General features: G+C 71.5%; 13 protein-coding genes and 1 pseudogene. 5 read left to right on the forward strand and 9 right to left on the reverse strand.

The features are described from left to right. A pseudogene (locus tag BG452_RS18855) lies at nt 1–229 on the reverse strand (hypothetical protein); the annotation flags it as partial. Between the two features lie 272 nt (nt 230–501). Here BG452_RS18855 and BG452_RS18860 point away from each other — a divergent pair. Continuing rightward, complete coding sequence (locus tag BG452_RS18860) at nt 502–1,716, forward strand: pyridoxal phosphate-dependent aminotransferase (protein WP_188305503.1); 1,215 nt, start codon at nt 502–504, stop codon at nt 1,714–1,716. A gap of 117 nt (nt 1,717–1,833) precedes the next feature. On the opposite strand, the gene BG452_RS18865 is transcribed toward BG452_RS18860, so the two are convergent. Continuing rightward, nucleotides 1,834–3,675, reverse strand: a complete 1,842-nt coding sequence (locus tag BG452_RS18865) for a phosphoenolpyruvate carboxykinase (GTP) (protein ID WP_188305504.1) — start codon at nt 3,673–3,675, stop codon at nt 1,834–1,836. 285 nt (nt 3,676–3,960) lie between these two features. Between BG452_RS18865 and trhA the strand changes: the two genes are divergently transcribed. Further along, the gene (gene trhA, locus BG452_RS18870; RefSeq protein WP_188305505.1) at nt 3,961–4,653 is read left to right on the forward strand and encodes a PAQR family membrane homeostasis protein TrhA; all 693 of its coding nucleotides are present in this window, start codon (nt 3,961–3,963) and stop codon (nt 4,651–4,653) included. On the opposite strand, the gene BG452_RS18875 is transcribed toward trhA, so the two are convergent. Further along, the gene (locus tag BG452_RS18875; protein ID WP_188305506.1) at nt 4,624–5,232 is read right to left on the reverse strand and encodes a hypothetical protein; all 609 of its coding nucleotides are present in this window, start codon (nt 5,230–5,232) and stop codon (nt 4,624–4,626) included. The two genes, trhA and BG452_RS18875, sit on opposite strands and share 30 nt — an antisense overlap. A gap of 250 nt (nt 5,233–5,482) precedes the next feature. Here BG452_RS18875 and BG452_RS18880 point away from each other — a divergent pair, with 250 nt between their 5' ends. Continuing rightward, nucleotides 5,483–5,782, forward strand: a complete 300-nt coding sequence (locus tag BG452_RS18880) for a hypothetical protein (RefSeq protein WP_223242420.1) — start codon at nt 5,483–5,485, stop codon at nt 5,780–5,782. 95 nt (nt 5,783–5,877) lie between these two features. On the opposite strand, the gene BG452_RS18885 is transcribed toward BG452_RS18880, so the two are convergent. Next, complete coding sequence (locus BG452_RS18885; protein ID WP_188305508.1) at nt 5,878–6,729, reverse strand: hypothetical protein; 852 nt, start codon at nt 6,727–6,729, stop codon at nt 5,878–5,880. Between the two features lie 8 nt (nt 6,730–6,737). Then, nucleotides 6,738–7,397, reverse strand: coding sequence for a papain-like cysteine protease family protein (locus tag BG452_RS18890; RefSeq protein WP_188305509.1), 660 nt, complete (start codon nt 7,395–7,397; stop codon nt 6,738–6,740). Nucleotides 7,398–7,612: 215 nt separating this feature from the next. On the opposite strand from BG452_RS18890, the gene BG452_RS18895 reads away from it, so the two are divergent. Further along, nucleotides 7,613–8,581 (forward strand): hypothetical protein, encoded by a 969-nt coding sequence (locus tag BG452_RS18895; protein ID WP_317621120.1) that lies wholly within the window; start codon nt 7,613–7,615, stop codon nt 8,579–8,581. A gap of 10 nt (nt 8,582–8,591) precedes the next feature. Here BG452_RS18895 and BG452_RS18900 read toward each other — a convergent pair whose 3' ends face one another. Both BG452_RS18900 and BG452_RS18905 read right to left on the reverse strand, forming a co-directional pair. Beyond that, nucleotides 8,592–9,164, reverse strand: coding sequence for a hypothetical protein (locus tag BG452_RS18900; protein ID WP_188305510.1), 573 nt, complete (start codon nt 9,162–9,164; stop codon nt 8,592–8,594). 38 nt (nt 9,165–9,202) lie between these two features. Continuing rightward, nucleotides 9,203–10,879, reverse strand: a complete 1,677-nt coding sequence (locus BG452_RS18905; protein WP_188305511.1) for an alpha/beta hydrolase — start codon at nt 10,877–10,879, stop codon at nt 9,203–9,205. 125 nt (nt 10,880–11,004) lie between these two features. On the opposite strand from BG452_RS18905, the gene BG452_RS18910 reads away from it, so the two are divergent. Next, nucleotides 11,005–11,343 (forward strand): hypothetical protein, encoded by a 339-nt coding sequence (locus BG452_RS18910; RefSeq protein ID WP_188305512.1) that lies wholly within the window; start codon nt 11,005–11,007, stop codon nt 11,341–11,343. Nucleotides 11,344–11,348: 5 nt separating this feature from the next. Here the strand turns inward: BG452_RS18910 and BG452_RS18915 are convergent, their stop codons facing one another. Both BG452_RS18915 and BG452_RS18920 read right to left on the reverse strand, forming a co-directional pair. After that, nucleotides 11,349–12,215, reverse strand: coding sequence for a GNAT family N-acetyltransferase (locus BG452_RS18915; RefSeq protein WP_188305513.1), 867 nt, complete (start codon nt 12,213–12,215; stop codon nt 11,349–11,351). 139 nt (nt 12,216–12,354) lie between these two features. Next, nucleotides 12,355–12,594: hypothetical protein (locus BG452_RS18920; RefSeq protein ID WP_223242418.1), on the reverse strand; the 240-nt coding region annotated here is incomplete at its 5' end.

The following is a 12,594-nucleotide window of genomic DNA, read 5'->3' on the forward strand; positions in this document are numbered from 1 at the left end:
CCGCGACCGCCGCCGCGACCGCCTCCACCGTCCCCGCCCCGGCGCCCAGCCGGCCCCGGCAACCCGGGCAGCGCCCGGTCGGCGGCAACGCCGCCCCCACCGCGCGGCCGCACAACGGGCAGGCCTCGCACCGGGGTTCGCCCTCGGGCACGGCGAAGCGGGCGACCAGCGCGCGCAGCAGCGGGGCCGCCAGGAGTCCGACCAGCACCGCCCCGGTCACGACCGCCACCACCGGCACTCCCCTCCTCGTCGACGCACCGCGCCCCATCTTTCCGTCCGGAGCGGGCGGGTGGTGTGCCGTCCGTCTCGTTCGGTGCCGGAATCCGCGCCGGAATCCGACGGCGTTCCTCGCATACATGAGCATTCCGGACATTGGGCCACCGGTTTGAAAGGCCGCCCGACGTCCCTGCCTCCCGATCCAAGGAGGACACTCCGGGCCTGGTGAGCCGTGCCCCCGGACGGCCGACGCGGGGCCCCGGCGAGCCCCTAAAGTAGGCAGGCATGCAGGTCATCCAGTCCAGCAAGCTCGCCAACGTCTGCTACGACATCCGCGGCCCGGTGCTCGACGAGGCGATGCGGCTGGAGGAACAGGGCCACCGCATCCTCAAGCTCAACACCGGCAACCCGGCCACCTTCGGCTTCGAGGCGCCCCCGGAGATCCTCCAGGACATCCTGCGCAACCTCGCGAACGCGCACGGGTACGGCGACTCCAAGGGCCTGCTCGCGGCCCGCCGCGCCGTGGTCATGCACTACGAGGAGCGCGGACTGCACGGGCTCTCCGTCGACGACGTCTTCCTCGGCAACGGCGTCTCCGAGCTGATCCAGCTCGCCATGACCGCACTGCTGGACGACGGTGACGAGGTGCTCGTCCCGGCGCCGGACTACCCGCTGTGGACCGCCTCGGTCTCGCTGGCCGGCGGCACCGCGGTGCACTACCGCTGCGACGAGCAGTCCGAGTGGTACCCGGACCTCGCCGACATCGAGGCCAAGGTCACCGACCGGACCAGGGCCATCGTGGTGATCAACCCGAACAACCCGACCGGCGCGGTCTACCCGCGCGAGGTGCTGGAGGGCATCGCCGAGATCGCCCGCCGGCACCAGCTGGTGGTCTACGCGGACGAGATCTACGACAAGATCCTCTACGACGACGCCGAGCACGTCCCACTGGCCACCCTGGCCCCGGACCTCTTCTGCGTCACCTTCAACGGACTGTCCAAGGCGTACCGGGTGGCCGGCTTCCGCTCCGGCTGGATGGTGCTCTCCGGCGACCGCCAGCGCGCCCGCAGCTACGTCGAGGGCCTGAACGTGCTCGCCTCGATGCGGCTGTGCGCCAACATGCCCGCCCAGCACGCGGTGGCCGCCGCGCTCGGCGGACGGCAGTCGATCAAGGACCTGGTGCTGCCCGGCGGCCGGCTGCTCGCCTCCCGCGACGCCGCGTACGAGCTGCTCAACCAGATCCCGGGGGTCAGCTGCGTCAAGCCCAAGGGCGCGCTCTACGCCTTCCCCCGGCTGGACCCCAGGGTCCACAAGATCAAGGACGACGCCCAGATGGTGCTGGACCTGCTGCGCTCCCAGCGCATCCTGCTGGTCCAGGGCACCGGCTTCAACTGGCCCGAGCCGGACCACTTCCGGCTGGTCACGCTGCCGCGCCCGGAGGAGATCACCGACGCGGTGACCAGGATCGGCGACTTCCTCAGCGGCTACACCCAGCCGTAGTCGCGCGGATCCGGAACAGCACTACGGCCGGAGTCCCGGCCCGGGTGGTCTCCTTGGTCGGGGAAAGACCACCCGGCGGAACTCCGGCCGTCCCGTCGCTCGGCCTGAGGCTCAGGCTCAGCCGAGGCGCGCGACCAGGCTCCGGTACTCGTCCCACAGCTCCTTCGGGGTGTGGTCGCCGAACAGCTCCAGGTGGGCCGGCACCAGCGCGGCCTCCTGGCGCCAGATGTCGGCGTCCACGGTGAAGAGCAGGTCGAGGTCCTCCTCGGACAGCTTCAGGTCGTTCAGGTCGAAGCCGTCGACCTTCGGCAGCACGCCGATCGGGGTCTCGACGCCCTCGGCGGTGCCCTCCAGGCGCTCGATGATCCACTTGAGCACGCGGCTGTTCTCGCCGTAGCCGGGCCAGACGAACTTGCCCTCGGCGTTCTTGCGGAACCAGTTGACGTAGTAGATCTTCGGCAGCTTGGCGGCGTCCGCCTGGGCGCCGACCTTCAGCCAGTGGGCGAAGTAGTCGCCCATGTTGTAGCCGCAGAACGGCAGCATCGCGAACGGGTCGCGGCGCAGCTCGCCGACGGTGCCCTCGGCGGCGGCGGTCTTCTCGGAGGCGATGTTGGCGCCCAGGAAGACGCCGTGCTGCCAGTCGAAGGACTCGGTCACCAGCGGGACGGCGGTGGCCCGGCGGCCGCCGAACAGGATCGCCGAGATCGGCACGCCCGCCTGGTCCTCCCACTCCGGGGCGATGGTCGGGCACTGCGCGGCCGGAACGGCGAAGCGGGCGTTCGGGTGGGCGGCCGGGGTGCCGGACTCGGGGGTCCAGTCGTTGCCGCGCCAGTCGATGAGGTGCGCCGGGGGCTCCTCGGTGAGGCCCTCCCACCACACGTCGCCGTCGTCGGTGAGGGCGACGTTGGTGAAGACGGTGTTGCCCCAGAGGGTGTCGATGGCGTTGGCGTTGGTGTCCACGCCGGTGCCGGGGGCGACGCCGAAGAAGCCGGCCTCGGGGTTGATGGCGTACAGGCGGCCGTCCTCGCCGAAACGCATCCAGGCGATGTCGTCGCCGATGGTCTCGACCTTCCAGCCCGGGATGGTCGGCTGGAGCATGGCCAGGTTGGTCTTGCCGCAGGCCGACGGGAAGGCCGCCGCGACGTACTTGACCTCGCCGGACGGCGGGGTGAGCTTCAGGATCAGCATGTGCTCGGCCAGCCAGCCCTCGTCGCGGGCCATGGTCGAGGCGATGCGCAGCGCGTAGCACTTCTTGCCGAGCAGGGCGTTGCCGCCGTAGCCGGACCCGAAGGACCAGATCTCCTTGGTCTCCGGGAAGTGCGAGATGTACTTGGTGGTGTTGCACGGCCACGGGACGTCCGCCTGGCCCTCGGCCAGCGGGGCGCCGACGGTGTGCACGGCCTTGACGAAGTCCCCGTCCTCGCCGAGCTGGTCGAGCACGGCCCGGCCCATGCGGGTCATCACGCGCATCGACACGGCGACGTAGGCGGAGTCGGTGATCTCGACGCCGTACGCGGCCAGCGGGGAGCCGACCGGGCCCATCGAGAAGGGCACGACGTACATCGTGCGGCCCTTCATCGCACCGCGGAACAGGCCCTGCTCGCCCTGGCCACCCTTACCGGTGAAGAGGGCCCGCATCTCGGCGGGGGCCTTCCAGTGGTTGGTCGGGCCGGCGTCCTTCTCCTGCTCGGAGCAGATGAAGGTGCGGTCCTCGACGCGCGCGACGTCCGAGGGGTCCGAGGCGGCGTAGTAGGAGTTGGGGCGCTTCTCCTCGTTCAGCTTCTTGAAGGTGCCCTGAGCCACCAGCAGATCCGCGAGGCGCTGGTACTCCTCGTCGGAACCGTCGCACCACTCGATGCGGTCCGGCTGGGTGAGCTCGGCGATCTCGCTCACCCAAGCGAGCAGCTGCTTGTGGCGGGTGGGCGCGGATGCGCTGAGAGCAGAGATCTCGTACGACACGATCGCTCCGTTTCACGCCGTCTCGGCGAGGAGACGGCGTTGCGGGGGTCTGAGGGTGCTTGCAGCGTAGCTCCGGGTCCTGGCCCTCAACGCGGCACTGCGGCGAAATTGACGCATCTTTTACTACAGTAAGTATGATTACGGGCCGGTAATCAGCCATCCCTGTCCCGACCGGAGTGTGCGGCGCCACACTCCGATTACTACAAAACGTCCAAGAGTGATGAGCGCCACTTCCTTACGCGGCAGTAACCTACGGTTCCGTAGGTAGCGGGTAGCATGCTGGCCATGACTGCTGCTGCGCTCGCGGAGAGCACTGGGGAGGATCCGGCCGAGGGCCGGGAGGGCAAGCCGAAGTGGCGGGGCTGGCTGCACGCCGGGATGTTCCCCGCTACCGTCGCCGCCGGGATCGTGCTGATCTGCCTGGCCGACTCCACGCCGGCCAAGATCGCCTGCGCGATCTACTCGGTCAGCGCCTGGCTGCTGTTCGGCGTCAGCGCGGTGTACCACCGCTTCGACTGGGGCCCGCGCGGGGACGCCGTGCTCCGGCGACTGGACCACGCGAACATCTTCCTGATCATCGCGGGCACCTACACGCCGTTCACGATGCTGCTGCTCAAGGGCGCCGACCAGCAGCTACTGCTCTGGGTCGCCTGGGGCGGGGCACTCGCCGGCATAGCGTTCCGGGTGTTCTGGGTCGGCGCACCGCGCTGGCTGTACACCCCCGTGTACATCGCGCTGGGCTGGGCCGCCGCCTTCTTCCTGCCGGACTTCCTGCACGCCGGCGGGACCGCCGTCCTGGTGCTGATGATCGTCGGCGGGGTGCTCTACAGCATCGGGGGCGTGGTGTACGGGCTCAAGCGGCCCAACCCCTCACCGCGCTGGTTCGGCTTCCACGAGGTGTTCCACGCCTTCACCCTCGGCGCCTTCATCGTGCAGTACGTCGGGGTCTCACTGGTGGCGTACAGCGCGACCGGCTGAACCCGGCGTGCCCCGACGGGCGGTCGTCCGGTCCGTGGACCGGGTGGCCGCCCGTTCGGCCGTCCAGGGCCGCTCGTACCCGGCCCGGCCCTGCGCGCGGTGCGGGTACGACGGGTGCTCGGCGCCGTCCGACGTCGACTGCGTTGCCTGCGTTGCCTGCGTTGCCCGCGTCGTCCGGGTCGCCTGCGGGGAGTGCAGCGCCTCGGCCGACTCCAGCGCCTCCGACGACCCCGGCAGCTCCGACTCGACCTCCGGGCGCACCGCCCAGGCGGCCGGCACCATCCGCCCGCGCGCCCGCCGGGCGTCCAGCGCCTCCCGGGCCCGGCGGCAGCGCTCGCAGTGGGCGGCGTCCGGGATGCCGCGCCGGGGCCGGTGGCCGGCCGGGGAGGCCTGCCGGTGCATCGCCCGCCAACGACGGCCGACGTACGCCATGAGCAGCAGCGTCTCGATCCCGGCGACCGCGAGGACCAGCGGCGGCCCCTTGATCAGATAGGCCGCGACCACGGCCAGCGCGGCACCCACCACCATGACCGCGCCCCACATCTGGGCACTCGCCTGACTGTCGTCACTGTCGGCCACTTTTCGGCTCCCCTTTCCCGGCGCCGGGCTCGTGGTCGGCTCCTGCCGCCCCACCCCTTCTCCGCTCTCGGCACGCGTCCGGCCAGCACTGACCGATTGCCACATGGTATCTACCGTCAGTCACCCGGGACTGCCCCGGGGCGGCGAACGACAGATCAACGTTGCGTCAATTCCTCGTGCGGAAGCCGCACTTCCAGGACACATGACCCAGAGTAGTCATATGGTCACCCCATCCTTACATTGACAGCAGCTGCTCGAACACGAGCGGCAGGAGATGGTCACCCGGATGCGGCTGGTCACCGAGGTCCCCGCGCTGCGCGCCGGGCTGACCCGCAGCGGCAGCAGCCCCCAGGAGCTCTTCCTCACCGTGCTGACCCGGCGGGCCGGCATCGAGGAGCCCACCTACGACATGCGGGTCACCGCCGCCGCCCTCGGCGCGGCCACCACCGAGGCGGTGCTGCGCTGGGCGGCGGGCGACGGGCGGGAGGACATCGCGGAGCTGGTCGACCGCACCTACGCGCTGCTGGAGAGCGGCTTCGCCGGGGTGTGAGCGGCGGACGCGGCGACGGGGCCCGGCTCGATCAGCCGGGCCCCGTCGCCGCTCTCCGGTGTCAGCGGATGCTCCAGGTCAGTGGGTGCCACGCGTCAGCGCGCGTTCCTCCTCCGCCGCAGCACCGCGCCGGCACCCGCCAGGGCGGTGGCGCCCAGCGCCGCGGCCGCCGTCACGGCCGGGACCGCCGAGTCGCCGCCCGCAGCCGTGTCCGCTGCGGCCTCCAGCGGGTAGCCGCCGCCCTTGCCCTCCCGGTCGTACGCCGAGCCGGGCAGCTTGTCCCCGTACCGCTGGTGCACCAGCTTCTGGTACCCGGCCAGCGACACCCCGCCGGCGCCCACCGAGCGCCGGGCCTCGTCGTCCAGCGGCAGCACCCGGCCGTCGCGCAGCACGTACCAGGCGTTGACCTGCGGCTCCCGGAAGGCCGTGCCGCCGCCGCTGTCGGCCGCCTTCGCCGCGTAGTCGCTCTCGTCGCCACCGGAGGCGATGTTGACGACCCGCCAGGCGTCGCCCTGCCGGACCGTCCAGACCGAGGCGGTCTGCCCGTCCGCCGCGACCACCCTGCTCGCCGTGAACTCCGCCTTCGCCACCGGCGCGCCCGGGGTGCCGGCCACGAAGCCGGCGTCCAGGGTGTAGACCGGCACGGTGTCCCCGGCCAGCCGGGGCGCCGCGTCGTCCGCCGCCTTCGCCTCCTCCGCGGCGCCGATGGTCAGCTGCTGGGTCGGCGGGACGCCCTTGCGGGCGAAGAAGTGCCCCACCTTGTCGAGCACCGACGGATCCTGGACGGCGCTCCGGGCCCGGGCCAGGTCGGCGGCGGGCACCGGCGCGGGGGAGCCGGCCGCCTGGGCGGAGCCGTCGGCCTGCGCGGCCGGGGCGAGCGCCAGCGCGAGGCCGGCGGCGAACAGCGCGGTGACGGCGGCCCGACGGGCCTTGCTGAGCTCGGTCATGGTCGTCCTCACGCGCCGATCCGGTACAGGGAGTGGGTCCACGAGAACGTGTCGTTGTTCACGTAGTACCAGTAATCCGCCCAGTTGTAGCGGTAGTTGGACGGCCACGGGTCGCCCCAGTAGACCCAGTTGTTGCTGGTGTCGTAGCCGTACACGACGTGCATGTGCCCGCCGCCCGAACTCCACTGGATGCGCGTCTCCACCGGCCGGTTGGCGTCCACCTCGGACTGCACGGTGCTGTAGCGCAGGTAGCCGGTGACGTACGAACCCGGATTGATGCCGACCCAGTCCAGCCCGTTCTGTACATCCGCCAGCGAGGCCTGGCTGTTGGGGCAGTTGGAGTCCACCGAGCGGCCGAACGCGGCGTTGCAGAACTGGTTCTGGCTGTAGTTGTAGCCGAACCAGGTGGCGATGGTGTTCCCGCTCGCCGCCCAGCACCAGTTGGTCTGCTGTTGCTGCTGCATGGTGATGTTGAGCTTCTTGAACGTGCCGGCCAGATCGGCCGTACTGCCCGGCGCGGCCGCCTGGCGGACCTGGGCGAGCCGCCCTTGGACGTTCATGGGGGCGGCGACCGCCGGAGTGGCCACCGCGGCGGTCAGCGCCGGACCCAGGACGCCGAGGGCCAGCAGGGAGACCGCGCGGCGCAGCCTTATCCGTGGAACTGGCATGGGGGAATGCCTCCTTGCACGAGTGGAGCGAAGTGCTGTGTGGGGGGCGCGGTCCGGATCGCGCCCCGAGCATCGCGCCGCCCGAGGAGACTGGTCAACGGCCCCGAAAGGGCGCCGATCACGCTGTGAACGGGCCCGCGCGGATGTGAACGCCACCCCCGGAACCACCCCGCGAGCTGCCCGGACCGGTGACAAACCGCCGCCCGGATGTGAATATTCACGGTCAAAACCCGGTCCGCACCCGCCAGGAGGCCGCCATCCACCGGAGCGACCCAGCCGACCTCGCCGCTGCCCTGCGCACCGGCCCCTTCCACCACGCCCTGCGCACCGCCATCACCAGCCGCGGCCTCGCCCTCCACCGCATCCGCCGCCACCTCGCCCTGCGCGGCGTCAACGTCGGCCTCACCAGTCTCAGTTACTGGCAACAGGGCCTACGCCGCCCCGAACGCCCCGAATCCCTGCGCGCCGTCGCCGCCCTCGAACACGTCCTCGACCTGCCCGAACACTCCCTTACCCGACTCCTCGGCCCCCGCCGCACCGCCACCGCCGCCGGGCCACCCGTACGCCCCTACCGCGACCTGATCTCCCCGCCCACCGCCGTCGACGACCTCCTCGCCACCCTCGCCGGCCCCCGCGACACCGGCCTCCACACCATCACCCACATCGAACGCATCCGCATCGGCCCCGACCGCCAACTCACCCGCCGCGACTCCCAACACGCCCTGCGCGCCCACCGCGACGGCATCGACCGCTACCTCGCCCTCCACCAGGGCGACCCCGGCAGCGACACCACCCTCGTCGGCGTCCGCGCCGAGGAGAACTGCCGCCCCGGCCGCATCCGCCGCGACCAGACCCACCATCTGATCGCCGCCGAACTCCTCCTCGACCGCCGCCTCCGCGCCGGCGACACCCACCTCCTCGGCTACGGCTTCGACGACGCCCCCTCCCCGACCCCCACCTGCGAGTACGTCCGCGGCTTCAACTCCGGCGCCGGCCAGTACGTCCTCCAGATCACCTTCCACCCCACCGCCCTCCCCGTCCGCTGCCACCGCATCGCCCTCCGCGCCCCCGGCCAACCCCCCTACGAGACGGAGGAACTGACCCTCGACGGGCACCGCTGCGTCCACCTGGTGGCGACGGCGATCCGGCCGTGCATCCTGGGGATCCGGTGGGACTGGGAGTGACCCGGCCCGGTCAGTGCGACCAGTACGGATCGTCGACGTCGGGGGCGGGCTCGTGGCCGGTCAGCAGCTCGCCGGTCGGAGGGGTGCCGTAGTCCCGGTCGGGCTGGTAGCGCACCGTGAAGGCCTCTGCGCTCATGAGCACCTGCACGGTCGAGTCGGTCGTGGAACTGACCACCGACAGCGTGAACAGAGTGTCTCCGCGCCCGGAACAGTACAGGTCCGTGTAGCGCTTCACTCCGACTTCCGAGGCGCCTCCGGAATGACACTGCCCGTCCCAGAGCTGCTTCATCCGGTCCAGCAGCACCGGAACCTTCGCCGGGGCCACCCTCGTCCGGACGGAGACCGAGGCCGTGACACTGGACCGCAGGCTCGGCTCGCCGTCGGCGTGCTCCGGAGCGCGCTCAACGACGTACACACCGCCGAAGTAGCTCAGCGACGGGCTGATCGCGCCCGTGGCAGCCCGCAGGGTGTCGTCGAGCTGTCCCTTCGCCTCACTCGCGCTCCGGACGGAGTCCCGGTCCATCAGTGCCATCGGACCGTACCCGTGGTAGAACAGCCCCGCCCCCGCGGCCAGCACGACCACCGCTCCCAGGGAACAGCCCAGCGCACGCCGTGGCCGCTTCACCCGCGCTGTCCCTGGAGCTTGACGCCCCCGCCGCCGGTGACGACGGCCGCGATGTTGTCCAGTGAGGGCCCGCCGCGCCCGTTCAGGTACTTGGTGTGCGCGTCGATGGGATTGCCGCGACTCCAGTCGTCGACGGTGAAGCGGTTGGCACCGAAGTGCTTGCTCGACGGATCCCGTCCGTACCAGCGCTCGTCCGGGTCAATGCTGAACTTCGACGGAGCGTGCGTCACGATGTCGTTGTCGGCCGCACCGACCCAGACGTGGCCGGGGGGCATCCTCAGGTCGGAGGCCTTGTCCACACCGACGCCCGGGCTTCCGATGAAGACCACGTCGTCCGGAGGCACGTAGTGCGAACCCGGCTGGGTGGCGAGCTTGGTGGCCTGGCCGACCAGGTACGACCCGTAACTGTGCCCGACCGCAGTGACATGCGGAGGCTGGGTGCCCTCGTGGCTCGCCCGCACACCGCTCAGGAAGTTCGCGTAGGCCGGGGCCCCGTCCTTGCCCGCCTTCGTCGACGCGGCTCCGAGGTCCATCCCCGGCGAGTCGTAGCCGAGCCAGACGACCGAGGCGACGGAGTGGCCGGCCGGGGCCCTGCCGCTCGCGGCGCGGTAGAGGTTCAGCCCGTTCTCGGCCTCGTTGGTCCCGTCGTTCTTCCCCAGCCCGAGGCTGTCCATGGTGGTGGTGATCCCCGGCACGTACGCGGAGACGTCGGTGGCGGTGTCCGGATTCCCGTATGAGAGGACCGCCCGGCCTTGGCCCTCGTCGCCGAGGCCCAACAGGTAGATCGGCGGATCGCCCTGGCTCGCGGCGAGGCGGGCGCCGATCGGGCCGTAGAGGGCGAGGTTCGCCTTGTCGCTGGAATCCAGTGGTTGGCCCAGCTTCTTTTTGACCCTGATGGGACCCATCAGGTCCTCCAGGTGCTTGCGGTTCACCTGGTCCCGCACCTCCGCGGGGATGCCGTCGAGATTGCCGAGCGCCTCCGGGTGGTGGCTGAGGACCCACTGCTGGCCCTGCGGTCCGAGCCCCTTCCACCAGGAGTTGACCTCCGTCGGGGCGGCGTCCTTGCCCGGCATGCCCCGCTGCCACATCGGATTGGACGCGTCACCGAACTGGTCCACGTAGGCATCGGCGCCGGCTGTCTTCTCGTCCAGGCCCGACTTGTCCTTGGCATGCCCCGCGAACCTGTTGAGCGTGCCGGCCAGGGCGGAGTCGGCCTCGTCCGCTTCGGACAGCGCCTTGCCGATCTGCTTGCCGATCTCGTCAGCAGCAGCCTTCTGCTTGGCCTCCCAGTCGGTGGCCTGGTAGGGGTTGGTCGATGCCGGCCAGCTCACCATGCCGGTGTCGCTGACCGAGAAGCCCTTGGCCTGAGCGTCGGACAACGCCTTGCTCAGGCGGTCCTGGGCCAGCGTCATGGCATCAGCGCAGTCGCGGATCTCCTTCCCGATGAGGCTGAGCTCGGTCGTCGCCGCGCGCATCTTGGCGGTGTGACCGTCCAGCACGGGGATCGCGGCGTCGGCCGACGGGCCGGTCCACTGGGATCCGTGGACCCGGTCCGTCGTTCCGCTCTTCCAGTCGTCGACGTGCTGATGAAACGCCGCGGCCAACGTGTCGTACGCCCCCGCCGCCGTGTACAGGTCCGCCAGTTTGGCGTTCCGCAGGCTTGCGATGTCCATCCCCGGCCCCCTGTGCGTCCTGTGTCCCCCACGACACTCACAGCTACCATAGCGTCCGCAGCCGACACGGATGTCAGGGGGAATCAGTGGGGCAGGATCCGGGATTCACCGTAAGACCAGGCGAGTTGACCGCCGCCGGGAACAACGCGCTGACGGTGGCCGGGAAGGTCCCCGAGGACACGGCGAAGCTCGCGGAGCCGAGCAGCACGGCCGCCGGGAGCCTGGCCGGCTGGCAGAGCGGGGCGGCGCTGACGGGGTGCGGCAGCGCCTGGAAGACTTTGCTGGACGGGCTCTCCACCGACATGAAGACGGCCGGGAGCCATCTGATCACCTGTGCCCAGAGCTACCAGAACACCGACCACCTGCCGCCGCCGGCCGCGACGCCGACCGCGACGCCGGCCCACGACCCCTTCGAGACGAAGGTGGTCGGTGTGACCGGTGGCCACCTGACCAGGGACGCGTAACCGCCCTACGGTGCCCGGAAGTCCACCACCAGGCAGTCCTCCACCGGCCGGTAGCCGATCTGCTGGTAGATGGAGTTGCTGGTCGGGTTGGCGAGGTCGGTGTAGAGCAGCACCTCCGCCGCCCCCCGGGCGAGCGCGTGGGCGGACGCGGCCGCGGTGGCCGCGCTGGCGTAGCCGCGGCCGCGGTGGTCGCGCGGGGTGTAGACCGGGCCGATGCGGGACATTCCGGCGAGGACGGGGCTGGTGGCGGCCATGGCGACGGGGTGGCCTTCGTCCTCCCAGAGGTGGAAGCCGCCGGCCGCGATCCGGTCGTCCACCATCCGGGCCGGGTTGGCGTTGCCGGGGACCCTCACCTCGGCCGTGAACTCCTGGTGCCAGCGGATCAGCAGTTCGCGGTCGGCCGGTTCGGCGAGCCGGTGGCGGCCGGCGGGCGGGCGCGGCGGGTCGGTCAACTCGCCGAGCCGGTAGAGCCGTTCCTCGACGCCACCGCACCGGACCGCACCGGTGGCGGCCGTCCAGGCGTCGGAGAAGGCACGGACTGCCCCGGCCCCGCCGCCGACTCCGGCCACCTCGGCGAACTCGCCCTCGGCATCGGCCAGTTCGAGCGCCAGCTCGGCCGCCAGGGCCTCCGGCATGCAGGAGAGCCGGTGGGCGTACGGCGGGGTCCGCAGGAAGGCGCCCTGGACCTGACCGCCCGGATCGGCCTGCCACCAGCCGAAGACCGGCGGCCGTTCCCCGAACGCGTCGAGCCCGGCCTCGGCGAGCCGGTGGGTGAGGGTGAGCAGGACGGTGTTCTCCGCCGGGCGGGCGGCCAGGAACGCGCCGGTGTGAGACCGGAAGTCGTCGAGCGAGGTGCTGAAGGTCCAGGTCATGGCCCATCCTCGCCCCGCTCGACGCCCGCCCGCCAGCGATTATCCGAGCCCGGCCATGCCGGCGTGGCTCCTCGAACCCGACTCATCGAACCCGACTCATCGAACCCGGCCATTCGGACCCCGGCCCTTCGAACCCCGGCTATGCAAGCACCGCCCCGAGCCGCTCGCCGAGCACCGTCGGGTCGGTGGTCGGCGTCTCGCAGGCGAAGTGCCGGCAGACGTAGGCCGCGGGCGCGCCGGCGACCAGCGGCCGGTCGGCCAGCAGCGGCACCTCGGCGGCCGCCTCCCCCGGCTCGCCGACCGCGACGACCGCGCCGGGGATCGGAAGAGCGTCGGGGAGGGAAAGAGGGGACGGCCTGGGGGGGGTTTGGGGGGGGGG

Source organism: Streptomyces sp. CBMA123 (genome assembly GCF_014596465.1).
Classification (GTDB): Bacteria; Actinomycetota; Actinomycetes; order Streptomycetales; family Streptomycetaceae; genus Kitasatospora.